This is a genomic window from Rhodococcus sp. EPR-134 (assembly GCF_001647205.1).
GTDB lineage: Bacteria > Actinomycetota > Actinomycetes > Mycobacteriales > Mycobacteriaceae > Rhodococcus_F > Rhodococcus_F qingshengii.
Genome location: NZ_LVCT01000162.1, coordinates 1 through 23,209 on the forward strand (window position 1 = coordinate 1; position 23,209 = coordinate 23,209).

The following is a 23,209-nucleotide window of genomic DNA, read 5'->3' on the forward strand; positions in this document are numbered from 1 at the left end:
TCGTGTTCGCCGAGTTGGGGATCAAGAGCGATCTCCAAGGAAGCGGAACCTACAGTCAGACCTTCGACAAAGCCGGAACGTTCACCTACACGTGCACACCACATCCGAACATGACCGGCACGATCATCGTCGAAGAGTGAGTGCGGCAATGAAAGTGAACGAGTCCGCAGCCCCGGAAGACTCGCCTGGACTCGTCGACCGAGACGCTTTGGGCAGGATGATCGCGCCGGTGAGAAATCAACTCCTCCTAGGGGCGGGTCTGTCGGCACTGTCGGTGCCGTTGCGATTCCTGCCCTACGTTGCGGTGGTCGAGATCGCGCGGGTGCTCCTGACCGGCTCGTCGTTGAACCTGGTCTGGATGTGGGCCGCAATCGGTGCAGCGGGCACAATTCTCGGTTTTGTCGTCTACAACGCAGCACTGACCGTCTGTCACACCGCCGACGCGCATTTCAAATACTCGATCCGCTCGCGTATCGCTCGGCATCTGTCCCGAGTTCCTCTGGGGTGGTTTGCAAATGGTGGCACCGGTGAAGTGAAGCAGGCGATGACGGACGACGTGAAGCGGATGCATCTTCTCGTCGCTCACCTTCCCGCCGACGTGGTACCAGCGATACTGTCGCCGATAGTGGCCCTGATCTATCTGGTGGCGATGGACTGGAAGTTCAGCCTGGTCCTGGTCGGCTACATCGGAGTGTGTCTCGCTCTCGCCGCGCCGTCGATGCGCAGAGCCTATCGAACGAACGTCGACTCCTGGAATCTTGCAATGTCGACATTGACCTCTGCGACAGTAGAACTGGGCGACGGTATCGAGGTTGTCAAGACGTACGGGAGTGGGAGTCGCGCATTCGCGCGCTACTCGAGCGCTGTCGATTCGATGGTTGCGGTGTGCGTGCGATGGATGTCGGGGATGGGACGGCAGGTGGTCGCAATGTCGATCCTCCTCTCACCGGCGGTACTCATCGTGGTCATCACGGCGACGGGAACTGCAATGTTGTCCGGGGGTTGGATTACCCCGGTAGCTCTTGTTGCCTTTCTGGTCGTCGGAATCGGTGTTCCGTCGTCGGTTCTGCACATGGGAACGATGGCCAACCTCTACCGCGAAGGCCAACTGGGAGCGACTCACGTCGAGAGCATCCTCGGCGAACCAGAGCTGGCCGAACCTCAGGATGCAGTGCCTGCTCGCAGCACTTTGGTCGAATTCGACAGCGTCGGCTTCGAATACACCATTGGGCAGCGCGTCCTCGAGAACATCTCCTTCGAGATGCAACCGGGCACCGTGACCGCGATCGTTGGCCCCTCCGGCTCCGGAAAGACCACTTTGGCGCGTCTACTTCCGCGGTTCTGGGACGTCACGGACGGGTCTATTCGACTGGGCGGAAGTGATTTACGAGATCAGTCCAGTCGCGAACTCTTGAGATCAATGGCCATCGTCTTCCAAGATGTTGTGCTCCTGCGGGACAGCGTGCGCGAGAATATTCGGCTCGGTCGACCGGATGCAACGGATCTGGAAGTGGAGACAGCGGCGAGGCGGGCGCAGATTCACGACGTGATCATGCGACTGCCGGACGGGTATGACACCGAGAGCGGTGGTGGTTCGGGCGGTGAGCTGTCGGGTGGGGAGAAGCAACGCCTGACGATCGCCCGCGCCATCCTTCAGAACCCGCCGATCGTCATCCTGGACGAGGCGACTTCGCAGGCCGATCCCCACAGTGAATCGGCCGTTCAACGCGCACTGGGCGAGATCAGTGCAGACGGCGGCACCCTGATGGTGATCGCTCATCGACTGCACACCGTCCGATACGCAGATCAGATACTCGTTCTCGACGCCGGACGGATCGTGGAAAACGGTACGCACGAACAGTTGTCGGCGCTCGGCGGAACCTACGCGCGGATGTGGGCGCTCCAGAACCCCCTCGTCGAAGACATCTCTCCGCGAAAGGCGCTGCAATGATTCGCGACCTGGACGAAATCCTCGGGCGCGGCAATGGGATGCGAGGTCAGATAGCAGGTTTCACCCTCGCTGGGATACTCGAGGGTGTCGTCTTTGCACTGATGATTCCGATCCTGAAAGCGGTGGTTCGCGGCGATTACGACGCCGCAGTGCCGTGGGTTGTCACGGCTGCTCTCGTGGCGGTGGCCTGTGGCGCCGTACGGTGGATCGCCGAGAATCGGGCGTACCGCATCGGAATCGAGGGTTTTGCCGGTGGAATCATGCATCGCCTCGGTGAGCACTTGGTGCAGGTTCCGCTCGGGTGGTTCAGCAAGGCAAACCGTGGAGCGTTCACTCGCCTGGTCACCGAGGGCACGGCTATCTTGATGAGCATCCCGGGAATGATCATCGCGCAACTCGTCACCGTCACGGTGACTCCAGCGACAGTGGCGATCGCTGTATTGTTTGTGGACTGGCGACTATCCCTCGCGATGGTCGTCTTCGTTCCACTGGGGATTCGGGCTTACCGCAACGTGCAGCGTGCGGTTGTTCCCGAATACGAGGCGATCGGCAAGAGCGAATCCGAGTTGGCATCGCGCGTCGTCGAATATGCACAGGCGCAGCAAGTTCTACGTTCGGCCGGTAAGAGCGGCGAAGGCTGGACTCGGTTGGACGAAGCTCTTGTGTCCAACCGGCACGCACACCTGCAGGAAATCGGATCGGTCGACAAGTATCTGCTGCGCTTCATGATCGTCGTTCAGGTTGCCTTTCTCACCGTCCTGGTTCTGGCGGCACTGCTGGTCACCACCGGGTCCATCGACACAGCAAGCGTGATCGTTGTTCTCGTGTTGGCCGTGAGGTTCGTGGAGCCGATGCAGATGCTCGCAGGATTCGGTGAAGGTATCTCACTGGCCCGGGTGTCGCTCGGATCTGTCCGAGAGATGATCGATGTACCGGTGCTGGCGGAACCTGAGGTGCCGAAAGAGCCTACGTCGTATGATATTCGGTTCGATTCGGTCTCCTTCGGCTACGGCCCGGATCGCGTGATTCGTAACGTGAGTCTCGAATTCCCGGACTGCTCGGTCACCGCTCTGGTCGGTCCTTCCGGTTCCGGAAAGACAACTCTGGTTCGGCTGATCTCCAGATTCTGGGACGTCGACGAAGGTGCGGTAACCATCGGGGGAGCCGATGTTCGCGAGATCGGAACGAGAGCATTGATGTCTCGGATATCGACTGTCTCACAGCAGGTTTACCTGTTCGACGGAACCATCCTGGAGAACATTCGGTTGGCGCGTCCGGATGCCACCGAGTCGGAGGTCCGTCAAGCAGTGGTGGATTCCAGACTAGGCGAAGTGATCGACCGTTTGCCGAGCGGCGAGGAGACCAGGGTAGGTGAAGGCGGATCACTGCTGTCCGGCGGTGAACGTCAGCGGGTCTCGATTGCGCGGGCATTCCTCAAGGACACTCCGATAGTTCTACTCGACGAAGCGACTTCCGCCCTCGACGGAGAGAACGAAGTCGCCATCACCGAGGCAATTCACCGATTGGCCCGTGGTCGAACGGTGGTGATCATCGCTCATCGCCTGTCGACTATTCAGGGAGCAGATCGCATCGTCTACCTCGAAGCCGGAGGGGTCGAGGAGGTCGGCTCCCACGAAGACCTGATCGCGCGAGGTGGGAAGTACTCGGATTTGTGGGCCGAGCGCAGTGGCGCGGAGGGATGGAGGATCGACCGAGCGCCTAAGCGGTGAAGAAACCGTGTGGTTTGATCGACGAATGGACGAAGCCGCTGCAGATCCAGTGAAACCGCCGCGCAAGCGCCGGTGGCCTCGTTGGGTCGCAGGCATTGCGGTGCTCGGAGCGGTTGTCTACGCAGGCTCGATCGTGTGGATTTCCGTGGCGTCGGCCGGCCACACGTCGGACGCCGCCGATGCTCCCGATGCTCCGGTCGTGATCGTGCTGGGCGCGCAGATCAAGGACGGTAAGCCGATGGCTTTCCTGAAAGGGCGGCTGGACGCAGCAGTAGAACTGGTGGAAGCGGGAAAGGCTAAAGCGGTCCTGGTCTCCGGCGACGCGAACGGCGGCTCGGGTGACGAGATCGCCGCGATGACGAACTACCTGGTGGAGCAGGGAATCGATGAGCGTCGCATCGTCGGGGATCCGTACGGCCTCGACACCTACGACACCTGCTTCCGGGCCATACATACGTATGGGGTGACCAAGGCGTTGATCGTCACTCAGGGGTATCACGTGCCACGCGCCGTGGCATTGTGCCGAGACGTCGGCATCGACGCAGACGGGGTGAACAGCGATTGCGGGTGCGCAAGTCCGACGCTGATCAAGAACGCCGCCCGGGAGTGGGTTCTTGCCAAGCCCAAGGCAGCGCTGGACATGCTGTGGAGTCGGGACGCAAAGGTGACGTCGCCGTCGGAGGACTCGGTCCAGGTGGCGCTGTCGATTCCCTGACGCGGGGTGAGTGCGCACGGTCTCTGTCGAGCGAACACACGCTCCGGAGAGTCGGAGCGTGTGTTCACTCGAGGTGAAGGGTGCTCGGTCGAGAGTCAGATCAGTGCTGCGGCGGCGAATGCTCCCAGTGCGATCAATGCCGCGCCGGTGACGCTCTGCACGCGACGGTCCACGACGCACATGATCGAGAGGAATCCCGGCATCGAGCCACCGCGCTTGGTGTGCACGATTGCCGCGAGGCTGGGCATGCAGCGGCCAAGGGATACGACCGTGAACAGCGCCGCCCCGAGAGCCGGTGTACCCGAAGCCATGACGCCGAGTGCCAAGAGGTAGTACGCACTCGAGCGGATGAAGATCAGAAATCCCGGACCGATGATCGCGCCGAAGATCAGCGAGACCTTCCACGGCGCCATCGTGCGGCGCAGATGGCGCGGAAGCTGTTGGCGCCGCATCGGAGTCGGCATGCTCACCGCACCCAATTCATGCAGCCCGTATGCAACCGCGACGACGGCCCAGACGCCGAGCGCCCAGCCGATCGGCACGTACCCGGACATCGCCGCACCGAGAGCGCCGATCAATGCCCCGGTGACGGCTCCCGTCGTGACCGAACCCAGAGCGTGCCAGCCGAGTCGGCGGACGGGAGTCGAGGATCCCTTCCGATCGACTTGCTTCGGCGCCGCAACAACTCCGGCGACGGACATTCCACAGGTCGACCAGTTCGCGGCCAGCGACGTAACCAGTCCGGCGCCGATAACAGCTGTGGTCAAAGCTGTTGTCGCAGATGGCGTGGCCACGAGTGCGAGGCCGGCACCCGCAGCGGCGCCCGCCGCGACGAGGCTGACACGGGTCGCGGTGCCGACCGAGCCTTGAAGGGTCGGCCGGATGTCAGGGACGTCGGTCTGCAGTGGGCCGTGTGAGAGAACAGTAGTCATCAGATCCTCCGAAGTGTTTGTGGTTCAGGAAAAGTGTCGAGCCGAAGTCGCAGCGAAAAGTGATGAGCCAGAGTTCACAGCACTGTGATGACTCCGATCATGTACGGGTGCACGGAGCACGAATATTCGTAGACGCCGACGCTCTCGAACGTGTGCCGGAACGTTCCGTCTCCGGTGATACCGCTGTCGAACAGGCCGGGTGATTCCACGTGATGCAGGAGTCCGCCGTCGTCGAAGCGCCACACGACGGTGCCGCCGTGCTCCACGGTGACGTCCATCGGACTGAACTGAACATTGCTGATCTCGACCACCACGTCGGGGACGGGATCTTCTGTGCCGCAAGCTGGGACACACGTCGCCGCGACGGCGAGGCCGAAGCCGGCGATCCACCTCCTCACTATTGAACGATCACGGTGCCCACCATCATCGGGTGGGGCGTGCAGTGGTAGGTGACGGTTCCGGCGTCGTCGAACGTGTACGAGAAGGTTCCCTCGGTGAGCAACTCGCTCTTCAGTTTCCCGTCGAGATCACCGTTGCCGACCACGTCGTGGGGGAGTCCGCTGTCGTCGAACTTCCATTCGACGGTCTGTCCCTTCTCGATGGTGACCGATGCCGGTGTGTACGCCATGTTCTTCACCTCGATCACGACTGCAGGTTCGTCCGACGACGCACCGGCATCACTACTGCAGGCGGTGAGGCTCAGGGCAGCGCACGCGGCCAGGAAAGCGGGAACGAGTTTCTTCATGAGGTGTTCTCTCCATTCTTCGACTTGTCAGCGGACGTAACGCAGATTTGCCGTCATGCCGGCCTCGAAGTGGTAGGCGTTGTGGCAGTGGAACATCCACTCGCCGGGATTGTCGGCGTCGAACTCGATGGCAAGCTCGGTGCCGGGTAGGACGTTGACGGTGTCGCGGCGAAGTCCGCCGTAATCCGGTACCGCAAACGTGTGGCCGTGGGTGTGCATGGGGTGCCACATCGTGGACGCGTTCTTCATCGTGATCCGGACCCGTTCGCCCTGTTTCATGACGAGCTTGCCTGCATCGGCCCCCGCCATTCCCCAGACGTACCGATCGCCGGCCTGGATCAACTCGATGCGGTAGTCGCGATCAGGCGATTTCGTCTCGAGCCGTGCGGATTCCGTGGGCCGGAGTTCGCTTTCGGTGACCAGTCGGCCGGCCAGTTCCGAGAGGTTTCCGCCCACATCCGGGTTCGCCAGGGCCAACGCGTCGGTGCTGCGTAGGACGGTCGACGCATAACCATCTCGGCCCTCGACCTTCGCCACCACCGGCCATGTTCCCGACTTCACCGTCACCAGTACGTCGTAGCGTTGGGCCATTCCGACGATGATGGTGTCAGCGGGAGTTGGTTCCACGTCGTAGCCATCGGTAGCGACGATTGTCATCTCGTGACCGGCCACAGCAAACCGGTACGGAGTTTCGGCCGCTGCGTTGATGATTCGCAGTCGCAGGGTCGAACCGGGCGCTGCAGTGACGACAGCAGGATCGTTGGGTGGCCGCCCGTTGATCAAGTGCAGTGGATACGCGATGTGTTGAGTCATCCCGCCGAGTGGTTCGGAAGAACCGTGTCCGCCGCTCACCAACTGTTGCGCGACGGACATGTCGGCTTCCGAGTGTTCCGCCGGAGTTGTTGCCCCACCGCCGTGTCCGCCGTGCCCGCCCGAAATTGCCGGGTTCAGGGCCATCAGGACGGAATCCGGTGTGGTACCCAATCCGTCGAGCCAGTCGTCGAGCACCAGAACGGCATCGATGTCGGCCCCGGTGATGTCGTTCGGGTTCTCGACGATCAAGGCGCCGAACAGCCCCCGATCGGCTTGTAATCCGCTGTGCGAGTGGTACCAGTACGTTCCCGGATCCGGTGCGATGAAGTTGTACTCGAAACTCGAACCGGCGCCGATGGGAGCCTGCGTGGTGGGTGCCGCGCCATCCATGTCGTTGCGGATTCGAATTCCGTGCCAATGCAGTGTTGTTTCGGCGTCGAGGCCGTTCTGGACGCTGACGTTCACCCGGTCACCGGACTTCAGGCGAAGTTCCGGAGCCACCGCAGCGCCTCCGTACGTCCACGTGTCCACGAGGCGTCCGCCAAGATCTACCGTCGAGAATCCGGCGGCAAGGGCAAACGCAGCGGTGGTCCCGTTCCAGGCTCGCGCCGATTCTGCGGCGGCAACTTCCGGGTCGGTGGGCAGGATGTAGTCGAGATCGGTCGTCGGCGTCGGAGATGCTGCAGTGGAACTGCATCCGGCAATCGTCCCCATTGCGCCGAGCCCGAGTGCTCCGGCGCCGAGTGCTCCCAAACTCAGGAAGCGGCGCCGGCCCATCACCACACCGGATCCGGGACGACTCATCGGAGTACTTCTGGTGTGATCAACCCGCTGACATCCCCGACGTTGCCCGAGACATCGACGGAACTGACCTGCTCGCCGGTGCTCGCGTTGTAACCCACGATCTTCTGCGGAGCGGAGCCTTCGACCTCAGGTCCGGTACCGAGCACGTAGAACGTGGCGCCGTCGACGGAAAAGGTCATGCTCTTGATGTCTGTCAGGCCGAGGTCTGCAAGCGTCAAGCTCTTCACCGGGGCGAAGGTCGTTGCATCGGACAAGTCGATCTTGACCAGTGAGCCTCCCCGAGCAGAGTCCGGATGAATAGCCGTGTCCGTGTACGCGATTGCGAGCCGGGTTGCGTCGGCGTTGATGACGTTCTCCGAGAATCGACCGGAGTCCTGCCCGGCGTTTCCGATCGGCTTGACACCTTCCTGAGGTAGTCCGTTGGAGAAGTCGAAGACGTACACATCGCCGTTCTCACTGACCAGCAAGGCTTTATTCGCTTTCGATGCCCACGTGACCTTGCGGGTGGAGACAAAATCCTCGGGTAGGACCTTGCTTCGGGCGGTTTCCTTCGGAACACCGTCGTCACCGATCGTGACGTGCAGCAGTTCCCGGGTGTCCTCGCAGACGCTGTACAGCTCGTGATCGACCATCCACGTGAACGGACCGCAGCCGACTATCTGGAGTGCACCGGTCGCTTCCTTCTTCTCGAGGTCGACCACTCTGATGCCGTACAAACCGTCGTCCCACGTGACGAAGAACTTGCCGTCGGACGTCACGGCGTTCGAGCCGGGACGGGAATGTACGCGTGCGACGTCCGGAAGCATGACCTCGGCTGGTTCCAGCAGGTTTCCGGAGTAGGTGCTGACCGTGAAATCTGCCGCGCCGCGGGAACCTCGGGGCCGCCACACCTCGGCAGCGAGCACCGCAGGATCCTCGGCGGAATCCCCGACGAATCCGTGAATGACCGGATCCCAGATACCAGGGCCGACGGTGATCCGGCTCTCGGCCACACCGGTTTTCGGATCGATGACGTTGACGCTGAGCTCGAGTTGGCCGAATCCACCTTCGACGCCCAGCAAGCGGTCAGCTGCGATCGGGGTGATCGAACCGACGTGCAACGGCTCGGGAATGGTGTCGCCGATTTCCTGGTCGTCGTGACCGAGGGAGATTCCTTCACCTGGAGCAGTGAACGGAACTGTCGGATAGGTGACATCACCTGCGCTGGAGGGTTCGTCGTTGTCAGACGAACTGCAGCCGGCCAGCGCGAGTACGACGGTGAGTGGGATGACGGCAACGGCGGGTCGCGCCAGTTTTCGGGTTCGCGGACTGCTCATGATCCGGCACCGACCTTGGGGCGCTCGGCCGGTCGAGTCTGGCAGTCCTCACCGATGATGGGCGCCATCGTGCAGGTGTATGCCTGGGACTCGTCGGAGACACACCAGATGATTTCCTGGTCGTAGCTTCCGGAGACCGGGTTGTACATCACGGCCTGCATGTCCGGTTCGCCGCAGAATGCGTTGGAACACGAAGGTGCACCACAGCAGTCGTAGTAGGCGATCAGATAGGTCTTGCCGGTATCAGGGTTGGTGCAGCATCCGACCCAGAACTCTGCGCCGGGCTTGCTGCCGGGGGCGCAGGTGGTGACACCGCCGCCGTTGCATGCGGCACAGGACGTTCCGTCCATGTTGCACCAGCGCCAGTACTCGCACTCGGCCGGATCTTTACCGTCGTAGACAGGGACAAGAGGTTCGGGGCCAGGTGCCGGCGCAGGAACCTCGGGCTCTTGGGCGAAGGCACTACGTGTCACGGGAAGTGTGCTGATCAGTGCCACTCCTGACACACCCATGGTCCACTTGCCGATCCGACTGATCATCGAGCGCCGCGAAACTCGTTCGGAGAGTTTACGTCCGGTTCGGCTGGTGAGCGAACCGCCCTGGCCCGCCATCCATTCGGCCTGGGCCTGAACTGTCGCCTCGTCGACGGGATATCGATTCTCCGTCATGTTGTGCTGCGGGAATTCATTGTCGTCCAACGATTTTCTCCTGATTCGTGAAGAGGATCGAACTGTGCAGGAAGATCAGGCCGCGCTGCCGGATTTCGCCTGGGCATGAAGGTGCTGGAGTGAGGGGGTGCCGGATTCGAGCGCATTGAGCAGGCTTTCCACCTGAGCCATGTGATTGCACAGGCCCTTTCCTCGGATCTTGCCGTGCTCGTCGAGAATCACGCCGTACGGAGTGGTGCCCACCTGGTATGCGATACCGACGTCTCGAGCGTCGATGTAACTGAGCTCGGAACCGATCCCGCTGCCGGCCAGGAACTCGCGATGCTCTTCGGGTGTTCCGTCGGAGATGATGATCACGTCGAGATCCGATTCGGCTCGGGCCATTGCCCTTACGCCGGGAAGAAGGCTCTTGCACGTCGAGCAACTCGGTGCTGTGAACAGCAGGAGTTGAGGTTTGTCGCGGTGACCACCGACTCCGACGATCCGTCCTTCCTGATCGATGAGACCGGCAAACGATGGGCCGGCCTGTTCGACCTTGGGCCCGGTATCCATCATCCGGGCACCGAGAGGTCCGAGACGTACTTGTACGCGGCCGATTTCACGAGCCAGAGCAAGAACCATCAAGAACAGTACGGCTACGGCGATCACCAGGATCACTGTCGCGACAAGGAGGAAAGTGGTCATCGTGGTAGTCCTGCCTTCGAGTTTTCAGTGGTGGGGATGTGAGTTCACGAGCCGTACCGGGACGCGGTTTCGGCGGTTCGGAGGCGAATGGAGGCACTCGACAGGTAGTCGTCGACCGGGCGTCGTCCGAGGTGGACCACCGAACGAATCTGTGCGAGAGCAACTCCCGCCAGAACGAGGAGGAATCCGAAGGTCGCCGCCACGACCTGGACGCCGATCTCAGCCTGTCCGGCGGTGACCGACAGTGCCACAGCGATCACCGCGAGTGTTCCGGCGCGAACGGCGTGGAACCATCCGATACGCGGAATCTCGCCGACTCCGAATGCAAAACATCCGCAGTCCAGATCGCGTCGCCCACGCAGGAGGTTGATCGTGAGGCCCGTGAAGAACGACGCGAACATGACGGCAGCAACCAAGGCGGCGAGGCGATGGGCCACGCCGAGAACCAGAAGGATGCCTACGACGGTTTCCGTGACGGGAAGGATGCGAGCGATAGGTACTTCGAGTCGCACCGGCAACACTTTGTATCCGCGCACCGAACGAAGGACCCCGTCGTGGTCGTTCAGCTTGGGAATGCCGGCGAGCAGGAGAACAAATCCGATGATCGCCGAAGTGGTGGCGCTGACCAAGTCCATGCTTCCTCCGTTCCTCTCGGGTAGTGCCGGTGGTGTGTGGGACACATCCTGTACGGGCGATGCTGCGAACCCGCGTCGACCGCGCTACGCCTGGACGAGGTGCAACTGAGAGAGCAGTTGTCGTGTGAGAATCGGAGAACTCGCAGGTCAAGGTGCTCCCGGAGGGGACGGATACCGTCGGCCGCCCTTGATCCGGCATGACGCTGGGTGGGAAACAGAGTCGGATTCTCACTTGAAAGTTCTGTGCGCGCCATCGTGGAAACTGCGCGGAAACATAAGCGGACTAACTTGACCGAATTCTGACAATTCGCTCGTAGGTTCGGGCCTGGACGCGACGGACGGTGACACATGGCCGTGAGTGCGGCACTGCGTGCGGCGATCACGCGAGCGCAGAATGCGGATCAACACAGTGAGCCCGTGTTCTCCCCGCTCCGTGGTCTCGGACGAGGACGTCTGACCCCGATCGACCTGTTGGGGCAATCACTTTCCACGATCGCTCCAGCAACGGGAATGGTGTTCATCGCCCTGTGGATGATCACCTACAGTCCCGGCTACGTCGGGTTGGCTGCGATTGCTGCGACAACTTCGGCGGTGTTTCTCGTTGCGTTCTGCATCACTCAGTTCACGCGGAGACTGGCAGCAGCAGGATCGTTGTACAGCTTCGTCTTCCAAGGCTCCGGTATCCGGGCGACACTGACGGCGGGTGCCGCACTGGTACTCGGGTATCTCGGAATCTCGGTTTCGGTTTTCTCGCAGGCAGTTCCGAGTCTGCTCGATACCATCGCCATTGTCGGCCCCGACGTGCGAGGGCCTGCCGCGACGGTGATCACGACGGTGGCGATTGCCCTGGCCGTCGCGTGGATTGCAGTGCGAGGCGTCCGGTTCGCCACCCGAGCGATCCTGGTCGTCGAAGCGTGCTCGTTGATTCTCATCGTCGTGGTCATGCTGGCGACGCACAGTGACACGACAACTGCTGTTGCCCTGCCGAATCCGTCGCTGAGTGCAGTTCCGTTTCTCGCGATGCTGACGGTGCTCAGCATGGCGGGCTTCGAAAGCTCGGCCTTCTTCGGCCCGGAAGCGAAACGACCACTCATCAGCGTCACACGCACGGTTCTCATTTCGCCGATCATCTGCGGGGTCCTCTTCGTTTTTGCGGCCTGGGCGGCGATGACCGGCCACGGCGCAACGATCGTCGGAGCGTACTTCGAAGGAACGGCATCCGGAGCCAGCGCGGAAGTGGTTCTGGCAGTCAAGATCGGAATGACGTGTTCCTGGTTCGCATCCACTCTCGGTTGTGCGCAGGCGGGTTCGCGGTTGTTGTACTCGATGGGGATCGAACGGGTACTGCCTGCGCCGCTCGCTCGCGTACACAGACGGTTCCGCACCCCGTACGTTGCGGTACTTGCGTTCGTCGCGGTAAGTGCGGCGGGCGTATTCATCTATTCGGATACGGTTCGCGACGATTCGGGATCCTTCGACGGCGTGGTGGAGACCGCGTTGGTCTGCGCTTACACGCTGGTGGCCTTTGCTTCGTGGAAGTTCTTGCGCCGAATCGGGGAACATACGTCGCTGACCCGGATATGCACCCTGTCCGTGAGTACCGCCGGTGCTGGTCTACTGGTCTACATCGTTCTCGACGGTGCGGTTCACGGGATGTGGGCACTGCCGATCGCTGCTCTTGCTGTTGCGGTGTCGGGGACAGTGTGGAGTGCATTGCTCCGTAGAGCCAGACCGGAAAGCCTTCTGATGGTTGGCGCTTTCGACAGCGTCGAGACGGCGGACCTGTTGCCCGGTGCTGGCACTCTGCTGATCGACGGTGACGGGCGAAGGCGACTCGTTCCGGATCGTGGGACCGCCCAGGGTGACTCGCCGGAGCATGGGCGGTGACCGCGGACCGTGCAACCGCTGGTCCACGATCAGGCAAACAGATCGGCGAAGAGACCCACTTCAGTGGACAACAACCGCGTGCGGTTCAGAAGGCGCTGGGGATGCTCGAGGCGGTGGCTCATCTGGGACCGGGAACAACCGCGAAGGAGATCGCCACTTTTGCAGGCGTTCCATCGGCCACGGCGTACCGGATGCTGAATCTGCTGGTGGCGGAGGGCTTTCTCGTGCGGGTGCCGGATCTGTCAGGGTTCGCGTTGGGACGTCGGACTGCCGAGCTCTCGCATGCGGCGTCGTCGAGTGGTCCGGCGCCGACGCTGCACGAGCGCGTCGAGGACATGCGGACACACACGAGGTTCGGATTGCACGTCGCGTCATTCGCCGGTGGGCGCTTGCGGTTCGTCGACAAGGATCCGGACCACGAGATCATTGGAATAGCGGCACTGGCCAAGAACCTTCACGCGAATGCGCTGGGGAAGGTTCTGTTGGCGCACGACGAGCGGTTGCTTTCGGGTTTAGAACTTCGCCGGGTCACGGAGTTCACCCTCGGTGATTTCGATGCGTTGTATGAGCAGTTGAGGTCTGTTCGCCTGCAGGGTTTTGCATTCGAGAACCAGGAATGCCGCCTGGGTCGATCCGCGGTGGCAGTACCGGTTCGAGATCACGCAGACCAGGTGGCAGGCGGGTTGTGTGTTCAGGGAGCGAGCGGGCGAGTGACGGACGAGGATCGAGAGTTGGTCGGTTTCCTACTCGATTGTGCGCGTCAGCTCACCGGATTGCTCTGACGTCACACGCGCAGGCTCAGGGGGAGCCCGGCGGTCATCAGGACCACGGACTCCGATTCACTGGCGATTCGGCTGTTCACCAGACCGAGTAGATCGCGGAACAGCCTCCCGGACTTCGTGTCCGGGACGACGCCGCTTCCCACTTCGTTCGTGACGGCGACAATCGGAACCGGACAGGCGGTCCAGGTGTCGGCCAACCGGTCGATATCTGCGTGGACGGCGCTGAGATCTTTTGTCGCCCACGCCTGGTGTCGATCCAGACGTGCGGTCAACCACGTGCCTAGGCAATCGAGCAGGACCGGTGTTGTTGCGCCTGAAAGAATTTCGGCCACCTCGGAGGTCTCTACCGTCGTCCACGTCGACGGCCTCCGCGCGCGATGCGACGCAATTCGTTCGATCCAGTCGGGATCGTTGTCCTGCGGATCCCCGGTGGCGATGTACGTGACGTTCCGGTAGCCGGCAAGCAGGCCCTCCGCGTAAGTGGACTTGCCCGAGCGGGCGCCACCGGTGACCAGAGTTCGATGGCTCTGTCCTACCCCGATCTCGAGCACAGCTCCATCCGGAACCGCTCGCGCCCCGGACACGCGAAGTGCTTCCGCGAGTTCGTTTTCGACCGGGTTGTGGTGTCCGAGGTGTACGGCGATCACGTCGGTTCGATCGGTGATCGCGTCGCAGTTGCGTAGTCGGCTCACCGTCTCCGCGAAACTCGACAGATCATGGTGCCCGGTGCCGTGGTCGGTCTTGTAGCCGAAGGTCTCTTCGAGAAAGACGGCGTCGAAACGCGCGTCGGCAAGGGCGTCGACAGTTGATTCGGGCAAAGGCCCGGTGTCGGTGGCCCAGAAGATTCGGGTTCCGGATGCGTCGGTCATGTCGTAGAGAAGGGTGGGTACTTCGTGCGCGGCTTCGAGTGCGCGAACACGATAGGTGCCCAACATGATCGACTGGCCGGTCTCGAGCGGTGTGAAGGTCACCGGGTCATCCGGGCCTACCCAGTCTCGGCAGAGATCGAGCGCGTCGGGTGGTCCGAGAACCTGTAGTGGTTCGGTGCGCGAGGCCCAGGACCGGAACAGCAATGCCATCGGGCCGAGGTGATCGGGATGAGAATGCGTCAACAGGATGTGTTCGACGTGTGCCAGCGTGCGACCGAATCGCGACGCGGCACGCGGTACTTCGGGTCCACAGTCCAACAGGATTCTGTTGTCCACCAGGGCGGCAGTGTGCCCGCGGATGGTTTCACTCGACAGGGCGGCCAGGCAGGAAGGGCAAGTACAGAACGGGTTCGGCCAACCGTCGGCAGCACCGGTGCCGAGCATCACCAATTCCATCAGCGGGTGCCTTCCTGCCGAATCGGAACAACTATGGGACCGCTGGGCCGGTCCAGGATTTCGACCCGAGCGCCGTACACGCGGCCGAGGATGTCTGCCTTCAGCACCGATGAGGGAGTGCCGTCGGCAACCACGCTGCCCTTGTCCAGCAACACGATTCGTCGACCGTACTGACCCGCGAGAGTGAGGTCGTGCATCGCGGCGATGACCGTGATTTTGTCGGCTTCACGCAGTTCCTCCACCAAGTCGAGAACCTGCTGTTGGTGACCGATGTCGAGCGCGCTGGTGGGTTCGTCCAGGAGCAGTACCTGCGGTTCTTGAGCCAATGCCCGAGCCAGGACCACGCGCTGCAATTCGCCACCGGAAAGTTCGGTGGCTCGTCGCTCTGCGAACTCGGTGAGGTCGAGCCTCTCGATCACCGAAGAGATCACCGAACGATCTGTGGCGGTTTCGGTTCCGAAGCGTCGTAGATACGGTGTACGGCCGAGCGCAACCAGTTCGGCAACCGTCGCGCCCTCGGGTACCACCGGGCGCTGAGGCATCAGCGCGACGACGGCTGACATGGCCTTGCGGCTCGAACTGCGTGGGTTGAGTCCCCCGACGGTGAGTTCACCGGTGGACGGAATCAATCCAGCGAGGGCATGCATCAAGGTCGTCTTGCCGGCGCCGTTCGGCCCGACCACGGCAACCCAATCGCCGGGTGTCACATCGAGATCGATGCCGTCGACGACGTCTTTGCCGCCGAGGTTGATTCGGAGGTCGCGGCATCGCACTGCGGTGTCGGTCATGCCGAGACCCGGCTGCGGCGCAGAACCAGAAGGAAGAACGGAGCGCCGATCATCGCGGTTACAACCCCGATGGGGAGTTCGGCCGGTGCCATGACCGTGCGGGCGGCAACATCGGTGAGGACGAGAAACGCCGCACCCAGCATGAGTGACAGGGGGAGAAGCAGTCGATGCGACGGGCCGACGACCAGTCGAACCGCATGGGGAACAACGATTCCGACAAAGCCGATCAGTCCACTTGCACTCACGACCGCCGCCGTTCCCAGAGTTGCGGCGAGCACCAGCACCAGGCGTGATCTGGCCGGGTCGACGCCGAGGCTGGCGGCTTCGACGTCACCTACCGCCATCACGTCGAGTACGCGCCGGTGTACCAGGATGACGGCAGATGCCAGCGCAACGTACGGCAGGACAACCAGAACTTCCGACCAACCGTCGGTGGACAGTCCGCCGAGTAGCCAGGAATAGACCTCGCGCAGTGAATCGTCGAACCGCTGCTGAACAAAAGTCTGTGCTGCATTCGTGAACGCCGCGACTGCGACACCGGCGAGGATGATGACTACCGCGTTCTGCGGCCCGCCAATGCTTCGGCCGAGCGAATAAGTTGCGAACACTGCCAGTACACCACCGACGAAGGCGGCCATGGGAATTCCGAACATGCCCAGCGCTCCACCCGAAACGATGGCGAGGGTTGCGCCCAGTCCGGCTCCGCTGGAAACTCCGAGGAGATACGGATCCGCCAAGGGATTTCGGAACACGCCCTGGTAGGCGGCGCCGGCTACCGCCAACATTGCTCCGACCAACGCGCCCAGGACTACTCGCGGAAGCCGGATCTGCCAGAGAATCGCCTGCTGTGTTGCGGTGAGGCCGGAATCGAGGTGGATGCCGGGTATTCCGTCCAGAAGTTCGAGAATGGTCCGATCAGGCGTCAATCCGGCCGGCCCCACCAGAACACCGATCAGCAAGGCAGCGCACAGAATGAGCGCGGCGCCGAGCAGAACGGCGGTCCGATGTTGGGAGATACCGGCTTTGATCATCGAGTGCTCAGGCCGCGGGAACTTGGGCAACGATGGCCGCGACGGCCTTCACCTGGTCGGCGACACGAGGTCCCCAGCGGCTGGAGAGGTCTTCGTCGAGCACATGGATCTGGTTGCCGGTAACCGCTTTCATGCCGCTCCACCCGGGTCGAGCGGCGACGGATTCTGCTGTCACTCCACAGCATTGGGAGTCTGCGAGAAAGATGAGATCGGGATTGGCCTGTACCACGAATTCGGCGGACAACTGCGGATAGTCACCCTGCCCCGCGGCGTCGGCGATGCTCTTCATTCCGAACAGCGAGTAGATCTGCCCGACGAAGCTCGAACTCGTGACGGTGTAGAGCGAGGAGTCGAGTTCGTGGAAGTACGTCAGCGGCTGTTGGCGCGCAGGAACACTGGCGACAGCGGCGTCGATGTCCGAGCGCATGGTGTCGACAACTTCGGTGCCCTTGTCTTCGTGGCCGGTGGCCTTCGCGACGCGCTCGATTTGGGCGTAGACGTCGTCGATGCTCGTCGCTGCCGGTAGTAGGAGTGTCGGCACCTTCGCCTTTTGCAGTCCGGAGACAAGATCGTTCATGTCATCCGATGCGATCACCAGATCCGGTGCGTAGCCGAGGATGGCTTCGACGTTCGGTTGAAAGCCCGAGAGATCGGTGACCGGGATACCGGCCGGGTAGTCGGACTGATTGTCGACGGCCTTCACCTGATCGCCCGCGCCGACTGCCCACAGGGTCTCGGTGGCGCTGGGACTGAGTGACACGATCGACTGAGGGCGTGACTCGATGGTGATGTCCGTGCCGGAATCCGTGGGACCGGAAACAACAGTCACCGGGAACGAGCCGTCCGAGGCGGCTGTGGTTGCGGGTGCATCGGACGTCGAGCTACTGCACGCACCGGCAAGCAGTGCGGTGCTCATCGTCAGTGCTGCAAGTACAGATCTGAATTTACGTGTCGGCCGAGTACTCACAGCCACCCCTCCGCTAGTGGTGAAGGGTCGCGAGCAGCGCGGCCGCGAGGCGAAGCGCCACGAGCGGTCCTTCGTCCGAGAACCATCGTGTCGCCACGAGGCCGGTGACCTGACTCGTTCGCCTCGAGTAGTGACGGGCGAATTCACAGTTGCGTCGACAGTGCCGGGGTTTCACCGAACTTCACACGAGCAGCGTGGCACCCCGGTGAACCGGGGCATCTGCACTTTACAGGGGGCGTCTGGCTTGACCCGGGAGGTCAAGGCAGGGTAAATATCTATTCCACTAATGAACTAGTGAAAGGGTTCGGATGATCGACTTCCGTATCGACCGCCGATCCGGCATTCCCACTTACGTGCAATTGGTCCTTCAGGTGAAGCAGGCGCTCAGGCTCGGTGATCTCCAAGTCGGGGATCGGCTGCCCACAGCCAAGGACGTCGTGGGAGCGCTCGCGATCAACCCGAACACAGTCCTGAAGGCCTACAAGGAACTCGAGCGCGACGGACTTGTTGCTCCGCGGCCTGGATTGGGCACGTTCGTCGTCAAGTCCCTGGCCAAGCCCGGTATGGCGGAAAGCTCTGCGCTACGGCGCGAGTTGGCGCGTTGGGTGGCAGATGCCGTGGCCGCTGGACTCGAGCGCACGGACATCGAAGCACTGGTGAGTTTGGAACTCGAGAAGACGTTCATCGAAACGGATCCGTCCGGAAAGCAGGGGGAGACATCATGACTGCGCAAGAATCGGCACTGACAATGCAGGACGTGGACAAGCGCTTCGGCAAGAAGAAGGTGCTCGACGCCTGCACATTCGAGATCGCAACAGGAAGCATCACTGCCCTGGTCGGGGTGAACGGCGCCGGTAAGTCCACGCTGATGTCCTTGGCGGTCGGGTTGACGATGCCTGACCATGGTTCGATCTCCGTCCTGGGCAGCACGCCGGATCAGGACGGCATCTGCCCAGGCCTGTCGTACCTCGCTCAGCACAAGCCGCTGTATCCCAAATTCACTGTTGCAGAACTTCTTCGATTCGGCGCATATACCAACGACGAGTGGGATGCGAAGTACGCTCTGGATCTGGTAGAGCGCGCTGGGATTGCTCTCGATGCAAAGGCGAAGACTCTGTCACCAGGTCAACGAACCAGGGTTGCACTGGCTTTGGCGCTGGGGCGCAGACCGCAGTTGCTTCTACTCGACGAGCCCTTGGCGGATCTTGATCCCGTGGCGCGGCGGTCCGTCGCGACCACTCTGCTCGAAGACGTTGCCGAGTACGGCACCACGGTTCTGTTGTCTTCACACATCGTCTCCGAATTGGCAGACGTCTCGGATCGACTTCTTCTGTTGGGCGGCGGAAACGCGAGATTGTCCGGTCCGTTGGATGAATTGATCTCTGCCCATTACGTATTGATCGGGGACGGCGACCCCTCGGACGTGGTCGGCGCCGGTGCGGTCATTCATACCGAGAAGGGGGTGCGGTCGAATTCTCACGTGGTGGAGGGAATCCGTCCGAGCCCTCGGGCCGGCTGGGTGATCGACGACGCAACTCTCGACGACGTGGTGCTCGGGCACCTGAGCGCAGAAACGATGGTGGCGGCATGATCTGGGTTACGTGGCGGCACCACCGGACATCGCTCGTTGTGTCGTTGGGATTCCTCGCGGCATTAGCAGTCATTGTCTTGTCGAGTGGTGCGATCATCAAGAGCGGCGGACAAGCCCAACTCTTCGGATCGCCTCTCAGTTGCTTCGATGACATCACCGCTATCTGCACGGCAGAGACTGCTCTCACACTGACGACAGTGGTTGCTACTGCTCTGCCGGTGTTCCTCGGCGTGTTGATCGGTGTCACCGTGTTTTCGCGGGATGTCGAACAAGGAACACACGTATTGGGGCTTACTCAATCGGTCAGTCGGACTCGTTGGTTCTGGACCCGGGTGTTAATCGTCTTCCTGCCGATTTCTGTGGCTTCGTCATTGCTCGGATTTGCACTGCAATGGGCTCGATCTCTCCCGGACAACTCCCGGTATGCATTTGTTGCCGGGCGTTCGACTTTCGTCGAGATATCGAACCTGTCGTATCCGCTCTTTCAATCCAGCGGACTGGTCTTGGGTGCATACACATTCATGGCACTCATGCTCGGAGCAGCACTGGCTTTGCTGGTGCGTAGTTCGATCGGCGCAATGGCGATCACGATGGTCGGTGTTGTTGCGATCCTGGCAGCATTTCAGTTGGTTTCACGACCCGATTACGCCGAGCCGAGTGTCCGAACGTCACCCGTCGCCGGATTCAGTTCCTACTATTCGAGCGATACCAGTATCCCCGCGGTCAATTGGGAACTCGCGCAGGGATATGTCGACCTCCGAGGTAACTGGGTCGACGTCAAATACGACGAGTGCACGTGGGGTGGATCAGGCGATGAGGACCCGTACGACCAGCGCCCGGAGGAGACCGGCGCCGAGTACGGCCTCCGCATGGATGTGCTCTCAGCGCAGCAGAACAGAGAGATGGAGATCTGTTTGCGGGAACACGGCGTCGACCACTACGAAGTTCGCTACCACTCAGCTGATCGGTTCTGGCGTTTCCAGTTCACGGAAGCTGCACTCGTCCTGATCCTTTCGGGATTGTTCCTCCTGCCGGCGCTCTGGGGTCTACGACGCCTCAAGCCGTGACTCAGCGGGCGACCGGCGCGACCGTCAGCTGGTTGATGTTCGCGCCGGTCATCGAGCAACCCTTGGTGGGATAGGCAAGGAAGACCGAGTCGTAGCTGTTGGGCGGGTAAACCCTCAGTCCCGCAACGTCGGTCACGCCGCACTGATCTGCCGGGTAGTTCTCGACGTTCGTAGCTCGCACCAGAGACGTTGCGGCAGAGCCAGGGGCAAGGGAGACGAGTGAACCGGATCCGGAGCGGCCGGCTGCAGCACCCACTTCGCTTCCGGACGCTCCCGTGACATACGAGACGCCGGGGAAACCGTCGAGCGTGCACGTGCGGCCGCCCGTGTTGGTGAAGACCACCGGAAGCTCCACAGAACCGGCGGCGCCACTCGACTCGCCGAGGGTGACGTTCAGTTCCCCGATCGCGCAGCCTTCGGGATTGGGTGCCGTCGAGGTTGTGGTTTGGGTGTGACCGGTATGGGTCGTCGAAGGTGAAGCGGTGCCGGTCTGGGTCGTCGGCGCAGAGGCGGTCGTCGTTGAGGCGGGTGCCGGTGAACTCTCGGCCGTTCCCGTTTCATCCGAGCCGCAACCGCTGAGAAGGGCGAGAGCAGCAAGTGGAGCCGCCAACAAGCCGACGTTGCGCATGCGGTTCGAATTCATCGCTCTGTACTCCTCAGGCTGGTCGACAACTGTTTCCGAACATCCGTGTCCGGTATATCCGAGTTTGAAGCCGGATGTGCAGAAACGAATCAGGCTCGCCGGTGATCAGGACCTACTTCCCGGATGGATTGCCGTTGCGGATCTAGCATGAGAAATGACCTGTCCGGATCGCGATCACCGGGAGTAGCGCATGTTCACCTTCACCAGCGACGACGGAGTGGTCATTCATGTCCACGAATGGCCCACCGAGCAGGAACCTCGAGGGGTTGTTCAACTCGCGCACGGTATGGGTGAGCACGCAAAACGCTACGCACACGTTGCCGAAGCCCTGAATGCTCGCGGTTTCCACGTCTACGCGGCGGACCACCGCGGCCACGGTGAGAGCATGCACGCCGGCCCAGGCAACATCGGCGACGACGGCTGGAACCGCTTGGTTGCAGACATGGTGACCCTCACGGGCATCATCCGCGACAAACACCCCGGCCTGCCCGTCGTACTGCTCAGCCACAGCCTCGGTTCGTTCGCTTCGCAGCAGTACATCCTCGATCATTCGCACCTGATCGACGCCGTCGCACTGTCGGGGACCACCGCGGTCGATCAACTGATCGAGAGCCTCGTCAACGAGGGCCCGGACGTCCTCGCCCAGTTCAATGCGGAATTCGAACCGGCCCGTACTCCGCACGACTGGCTCAGCCGTGACGAAGCGCAGGTGGATTTGTACATCAACGATCCGCTGTGCGGTTTCAGCCTGGACGACGCCGGCATGGGTGGACTTATCGCAGCGGGACCGAGGTTCGTCGACGTCGAGGGCGTGCGACAAGACCTTCCGATCCTGGTCTTCGTCGGCACCTCGGATCCTCTCAACGCCGCACTGAGCCGTACCGACGTCGCAGTCGAACGGTACAACTCGGCGGGGATCGAAGACGTCACCTACTACACCTATCCGGGTGCCAGACACGAGATCTTCAACGAGACCAACCGCGACGACGTCATCAACGATCTGACGACGTGGATGGACCGCGTACTCGAAGCGTGACCGCCTCACCGGAAAGGGGAACACGATGTCCACAGTTCCGGCCGCACGACCCGATCCAGACCCGCGAGATGTCAAGCGCTGGAGACGATACCTCGCCGACGAACAAGCCGAGGCCGCCGTCTACCGAGACCTCGCGAGTAGGCGCAGCGGCGAGGAGCGCGAAATCCTTCTCGCACTGGCCGACGCGGAGGGGCGACACGAGGCGCACTGGCGAGCGCTACTCGGCGATCACGTCGGCAAACCACTTCGCGGCGATATCCGCACTCGGATACTGGGCTTTCTGGCCAGGCGCTTCGGCTCCGTCTTCGTGCTCGCTCTTGCGCAGCGCGCGGAGACGCGATCCCCGTATCCCAACGACGCCGACGCGACTGCATCGATGGGCGCGGACGAGAAGATCCACGAAGAAGTGGTGCGGGCCTTGGCCACTCGGGGTCGGAACAGACTTTCGGGGACGTTTCGTGCCGCCGTCTTCGGAGCCAACGACGGCCTCGTCAGCAACCTCGCTCTCGTGCTCGGCATCAGCGGTAGCGGCGTCTCCAATCAGATCGTTCTGATCACCGGCATGGCCGGGCTTCTGGCCGGCGCCCTGTCGATGGGCGCCGGCGAGTACGTTTCAGTCCGCTCGCAGCGAGAGTTGTTGGAAGCGTCCAATCCTGGTCCGGCTGCCAGCGAAGCTGTCGGACTGCTCGACGTCGACGCGAACGAATTGGCCCTGGTCTACCGGGCCCGCGGCATGTCCGCCGAGGAAGCGGATCAGCGCGCCGTCGAGGTCCTCGCGAACAGCACCTTCGGCGCCGCCGACGTTGTCGACGACCATGAAGCTGTCGGAACCGGGTTGGGCGCAGCGGCGGCAAGTTTCTGCTTCTTCGCCTCGGGCGCAATCATTCCGGTGCTGCCGTATCTGTTCGGCCTGGAAGGCATGACGGCTCTGATCGTCGCATCTGTTCTCGTGGGGATCGCGTTGCTGACGACGGGCGTTGTGGTCGGGTTGCTCTCGGGCGGGCCGCCGTTCAAGAGGGCTCTACGCCAACTTGCGATCGGCTACGGCGCTGCCGGCGCGACGTATCTGCTCGGCATGTTGTTCGGGACTTCGCTCTGA

Annotated in this window: 24 protein-coding genes; 11 read left to right on the forward strand and 13 right to left on the reverse strand. The window is 62.1% G+C overall.

Translation table 11 applies throughout. The features are described from left to right. The 4 genes from A2J01_RS07175 to A2J01_RS07190 form a co-directional block, all read left to right on the forward strand. On the forward strand, nucleotides 1-140 hold a 140-nt coding region (locus A2J01_RS07175; RefSeq protein WP_231915725.1), incomplete at its 5' end, for a cupredoxin domain-containing protein. Next, nucleotides 137-1,951 carry an ABC transporter ATP-binding protein gene (locus A2J01_RS07180; protein ID WP_231915724.1) on the forward strand — a complete coding sequence of 605 codons (1,815 nt, stop codon included), beginning with the start codon at nucleotides 137-139 and terminating at the stop codon, nucleotides 1,949-1,951. The genes A2J01_RS07175 and A2J01_RS07180, both read left to right, overlap by 4 nt. Continuing rightward, the gene (locus A2J01_RS07185) at nucleotides 1,948-3,681 is read left to right on the forward strand and encodes an ABC transporter ATP-binding protein (protein WP_064112406.1); all 1,734 of its coding nucleotides are present in this window, start codon (nucleotides 1,948-1,950) and stop codon (nucleotides 3,679-3,681) included. The genes A2J01_RS07180 and A2J01_RS07185 overlap by 4 nt, the downstream gene beginning before the upstream one ends. 25 nt (nucleotides 3,682-3,706) lie before the next feature. Beyond that, nucleotides 3,707-4,396, forward strand: a complete 690-nt coding sequence (locus A2J01_RS07190) for a SanA/YdcF family protein (protein WP_064112407.1) — start codon at nucleotides 3,707-3,709, stop codon at nucleotides 4,394-4,396. 95 nt (nucleotides 4,397-4,491) lie between these two features. Here A2J01_RS07190 and A2J01_RS07195 read toward each other — a convergent pair whose 3' ends face one another. The 8 genes from A2J01_RS07195 to A2J01_RS07230 form a co-directional block, all read right to left on the reverse strand. After that, entirely contained in the window at nucleotides 4,492-5,328 is an 837-nt protein-coding gene (locus A2J01_RS07195; protein WP_042925930.1) for a hypothetical protein, read from the reverse strand. A 74-nt stretch (nucleotides 5,329-5,402) separates the two neighbouring features. Continuing rightward, a complete protein-coding gene (locus A2J01_RS07200; protein WP_082900820.1) occupies nucleotides 5,403-5,726 on the reverse strand; it encodes a cupredoxin domain-containing protein in 324 nt (107 codons plus the stop codon). Continuing rightward, nucleotides 5,726-6,073: a plastocyanin/azurin family copper-binding protein gene (locus tag A2J01_RS07205; protein ID WP_064112409.1), complete on the reverse strand. Its 348-nt coding sequence runs from the start codon at nucleotides 6,071-6,073 to the stop codon at nucleotides 5,726-5,728. The genes A2J01_RS07200 and A2J01_RS07205 overlap by 1 nt, the downstream gene beginning before the upstream one ends. Nucleotides 6,074-6,100: 27 nt before the next feature. Next, the gene (locus A2J01_RS07210) at nucleotides 6,101-7,690 is read right to left on the reverse strand and encodes a multicopper oxidase family protein (RefSeq protein WP_047271941.1); all 1,590 of its coding nucleotides are present in this window, start codon (nucleotides 7,688-7,690) and stop codon (nucleotides 6,101-6,103) included. Further along, the gene (locus A2J01_RS07215) at nucleotides 7,687-9,006 is read right to left on the reverse strand and encodes a hypothetical protein (RefSeq protein ID WP_007729697.1); all 1,320 of its coding nucleotides are present in this window, start codon (nucleotides 9,004-9,006) and stop codon (nucleotides 7,687-7,689) included. The genes A2J01_RS07210 and A2J01_RS07215 overlap by 4 nt, the downstream gene beginning before the upstream one ends. Then, nucleotides 9,003-9,674 carry a methylamine dehydrogenase light chain gene (locus tag A2J01_RS07220; protein ID WP_029256402.1) on the reverse strand — a complete coding sequence of 224 codons (672 nt, stop codon included), beginning with the start codon at nucleotides 9,672-9,674 and terminating at the stop codon, nucleotides 9,003-9,005. Before A2J01_RS07220 ends, A2J01_RS07215 begins: the two co-directional genes overlap by 4 nt. A 75-nt stretch (nucleotides 9,675-9,749) precedes the next feature. After that, nucleotides 9,750-10,358 carry a redoxin domain-containing protein gene (locus tag A2J01_RS07225; RefSeq protein ID WP_021345728.1) on the reverse strand — a complete coding sequence of 203 codons (609 nt, stop codon included), beginning with the start codon at nucleotides 10,356-10,358 and terminating at the stop codon, nucleotides 9,750-9,752. A gap of 44 nt (nucleotides 10,359-10,402) precedes the next feature. Next, nucleotides 10,403-10,993, reverse strand: a complete 591-nt coding sequence (locus A2J01_RS07230) for a MauE/DoxX family redox-associated membrane protein (RefSeq protein ID WP_031330762.1) — start codon at nucleotides 10,991-10,993, stop codon at nucleotides 10,403-10,405. A gap of 348 nt (nucleotides 10,994-11,341) precedes the next feature. Between A2J01_RS07230 and A2J01_RS07235 the strand changes: the two genes are divergently transcribed. Continuing rightward, nucleotides 11,342-12,880: an APC family permease gene (locus A2J01_RS07235; protein ID WP_064112410.1), complete on the forward strand. Its 1,539-nt coding sequence runs from the start codon at nucleotides 11,342-11,344 to the stop codon at nucleotides 12,878-12,880. Next, complete coding sequence (locus tag A2J01_RS07240; RefSeq protein WP_019745572.1) at nucleotides 12,877-13,662, forward strand: IclR family transcriptional regulator; 786 nt, start codon at nucleotides 12,877-12,879, stop codon at nucleotides 13,660-13,662. The genes A2J01_RS07235 and A2J01_RS07240 overlap by 4 nt, the downstream gene beginning before the upstream one ends. Before the next feature lie 2 nt (nucleotides 13,663-13,664). On the opposite strand, the gene A2J01_RS07245 is transcribed toward A2J01_RS07240, so the two are convergent. The 4 genes from A2J01_RS07245 to A2J01_RS07260 are packed head-to-tail and all read right to left on the reverse strand — an operon-like array spanning nucleotide 13,665 to nucleotide 17,722. Continuing rightward, nucleotides 13,665-14,987 (reverse strand): bifunctional adenosylcobinamide kinase/adenosylcobinamide-phosphate guanylyltransferase, encoded by a 1,323-nt coding sequence (locus A2J01_RS07245; RefSeq protein ID WP_064112411.1) that lies wholly within the window; start codon nucleotides 14,985-14,987, stop codon nucleotides 13,665-13,667. Continuing rightward, entirely contained in the window at nucleotides 14,987-15,775 is a 789-nt protein-coding gene (locus tag A2J01_RS07250) for an ABC transporter ATP-binding protein (RefSeq protein WP_047271952.1), read from the reverse strand. The genes A2J01_RS07245 and A2J01_RS07250 overlap by 1 nt, the downstream gene beginning before the upstream one ends. Next, complete coding sequence (locus A2J01_RS07255; protein WP_019745569.1) at nucleotides 15,772-16,806, reverse strand: FecCD family ABC transporter permease; 1,035 nt, start codon at nucleotides 16,804-16,806, stop codon at nucleotides 15,772-15,774. The genes A2J01_RS07250 and A2J01_RS07255 overlap by 4 nt, the downstream gene beginning before the upstream one ends. A gap of 7 nt (nucleotides 16,807-16,813) precedes the next feature. Continuing rightward, on the reverse strand, nucleotides 16,814-17,722 hold the full coding sequence (locus A2J01_RS07260) for an ABC transporter substrate-binding protein (RefSeq protein ID WP_021345722.1): 909 nt from the start codon (nucleotides 17,720-17,722) through the stop codon (nucleotides 16,814-16,816). 359 nt (nucleotides 17,723-18,081) lie between these two features. Between A2J01_RS07260 and A2J01_RS07265 the strand changes: the two genes are divergently transcribed. Genes A2J01_RS07265 through A2J01_RS07275 form a run of 3 tightly spaced genes read left to right on the forward strand, consistent with a single transcriptional unit; the run spans nucleotide 18,082 to nucleotide 20,431 of the window. After that, nucleotides 18,082-18,498, forward strand: a complete 417-nt coding sequence (locus A2J01_RS07265) for a GntR family transcriptional regulator (RefSeq protein ID WP_003939899.1) — start codon at nucleotides 18,082-18,084, stop codon at nucleotides 18,496-18,498. Beyond that, entirely contained in the window at nucleotides 18,495-19,364 is an 870-nt protein-coding gene (locus A2J01_RS07270) for an ABC transporter ATP-binding protein (protein ID WP_047271954.1), read from the forward strand. The genes A2J01_RS07265 and A2J01_RS07270 overlap by 4 nt, the downstream gene beginning before the upstream one ends. After that, nucleotides 19,361-20,431: an ABC transporter permease gene (locus tag A2J01_RS07275; RefSeq protein WP_047271956.1), complete on the forward strand. Its 1,071-nt coding sequence runs from the start codon at nucleotides 19,361-19,363 to the stop codon at nucleotides 20,429-20,431. The genes A2J01_RS07270 and A2J01_RS07275 overlap by 4 nt, the downstream gene beginning before the upstream one ends. Nucleotide 20,432: 1 nt before the next feature. Here the strand turns inward: A2J01_RS07275 and A2J01_RS07280 are convergent, their stop codons facing one another. Then, on the reverse strand, nucleotides 20,433-21,074 hold the full coding sequence (locus tag A2J01_RS07280) for a DUF4232 domain-containing protein (protein WP_047271958.1): 642 nt from the start codon (nucleotides 21,072-21,074) through the stop codon (nucleotides 20,433-20,435). Between the two features lie 190 nt (nucleotides 21,075-21,264). Here A2J01_RS07280 and A2J01_RS07285 point away from each other — a divergent pair, with 190 nt between their 5' ends. Next, on the forward strand, nucleotides 21,265-22,110 hold the full coding sequence (locus A2J01_RS07285; RefSeq protein WP_054780970.1) for an alpha/beta hydrolase: 846 nt from the start codon (nucleotides 21,265-21,267) through the stop codon (nucleotides 22,108-22,110). 25 nt (nucleotides 22,111-22,135) lie between these two features. Continuing rightward, nucleotides 22,136-23,209, forward strand: a complete 1,074-nt coding sequence (locus tag A2J01_RS07290; protein ID WP_064112412.1) for a VIT1/CCC1 transporter family protein — start codon at nucleotides 22,136-22,138, stop codon at nucleotides 23,207-23,209.

Coding starts and splice junctions, on each gene's coding strand:
- A2J01_RS07185 (WP_064112406.1), top strand. CDS start 1,948: ATGATTCGCGACCTGGACGAAATCCTCGGGCGCGGCAATGGGATGCGA.
- A2J01_RS07190 (WP_064112407.1), top strand. CDS start 3,707: ATGGACGAAGCCGCTGCAGATCCAGTGAAACCGCCGCGCAAGCGCCGG.
- A2J01_RS07195 (WP_042925930.1), bottom strand. CDS start 5,328: ATGACTACTGTTCTCTCACACGGCCCACTGCAGACCGACGTCCCTGAC.
- A2J01_RS07205 (WP_064112409.1), bottom strand. CDS start 6,073: ATGAAGAAACTCGTTCCCGCTTTCCTGGCCGCGTGCGCTGCCCTGAGC.
- A2J01_RS07210 (WP_047271941.1), bottom strand. CDS start 7,690: ATGAGTCGTCCCGGATCCGGTGTGGTGATGGGCCGGCGCCGCTTCCTG.
- A2J01_RS07215 (WP_007729697.1), bottom strand. CDS start 9,006: ATGAGCAGTCCGCGAACCCGAAAACTGGCGCGACCCGCCGTTGCCGTC.
- A2J01_RS07220 (WP_029256402.1), bottom strand. CDS start 9,674: ATGACGGAGAATCGATATCCCGTCGACGAGGCGACAGTTCAGGCCCAG.
- A2J01_RS07225 (WP_021345728.1), bottom strand. CDS start 10,358: ATGACCACTTTCCTCCTTGTCGCGACAGTGATCCTGGTGATCGCCGTA.
- A2J01_RS07230 (WP_031330762.1), bottom strand. CDS start 10,993: ATGGACTTGGTCAGCGCCACCACTTCGGCGATCATCGGATTTGTTCTC.
- A2J01_RS07235 (WP_064112410.1), top strand. CDS start 11,342: ATGGCCGTGAGTGCGGCACTGCGTGCGGCGATCACGCGAGCGCAGAAT.
- A2J01_RS07245 (WP_064112411.1), bottom strand. CDS start 14,987: ATGGAATTGGTGATGCTCGGCACCGGTGCTGCCGACGGTTGGCCGAAC.
- A2J01_RS07250 (WP_047271952.1), bottom strand. CDS start 15,775: ATGACCGACACCGCAGTGCGATGCCGCGACCTCCGAATCAACCTCGGC.
- A2J01_RS07255 (WP_019745569.1), bottom strand. CDS start 16,806: ATGATCAAAGCCGGTATCTCCCAACATCGGACCGCCGTTCTGCTCGGC.
- A2J01_RS07260 (WP_021345722.1), bottom strand. CDS start 17,722: ATGAGCACCGCACTGCTTGCCGGTGCGTGCAGTAGCTCGACGTCCGAT.
- A2J01_RS07265 (WP_003939899.1), top strand. CDS start 18,082: ATGATCGACTTCCGTATCGACCGCCGATCCGGCATTCCCACTTACGTG.
- A2J01_RS07270 (WP_047271954.1), top strand. CDS start 18,495: ATGACTGCGCAAGAATCGGCACTGACAATGCAGGACGTGGACAAGCGC.
- A2J01_RS07275 (WP_047271956.1), top strand. CDS start 19,361: ATGATCTGGGTTACGTGGCGGCACCACCGGACATCGCTCGTTGTGTCG.
- A2J01_RS07280 (WP_047271958.1), bottom strand. CDS start 21,074: ATGAATTCGAACCGCATGCGCAACGTCGGCTTGTTGGCGGCTCCACTT.
- A2J01_RS07285 (WP_054780970.1), top strand. CDS start 21,265: ATGTTCACCTTCACCAGCGACGACGGAGTGGTCATTCATGTCCACGAA.
- A2J01_RS07290 (WP_064112412.1), top strand. CDS start 22,136: ATGTCCACAGTTCCGGCCGCACGACCCGATCCAGACCCGCGAGATGTC.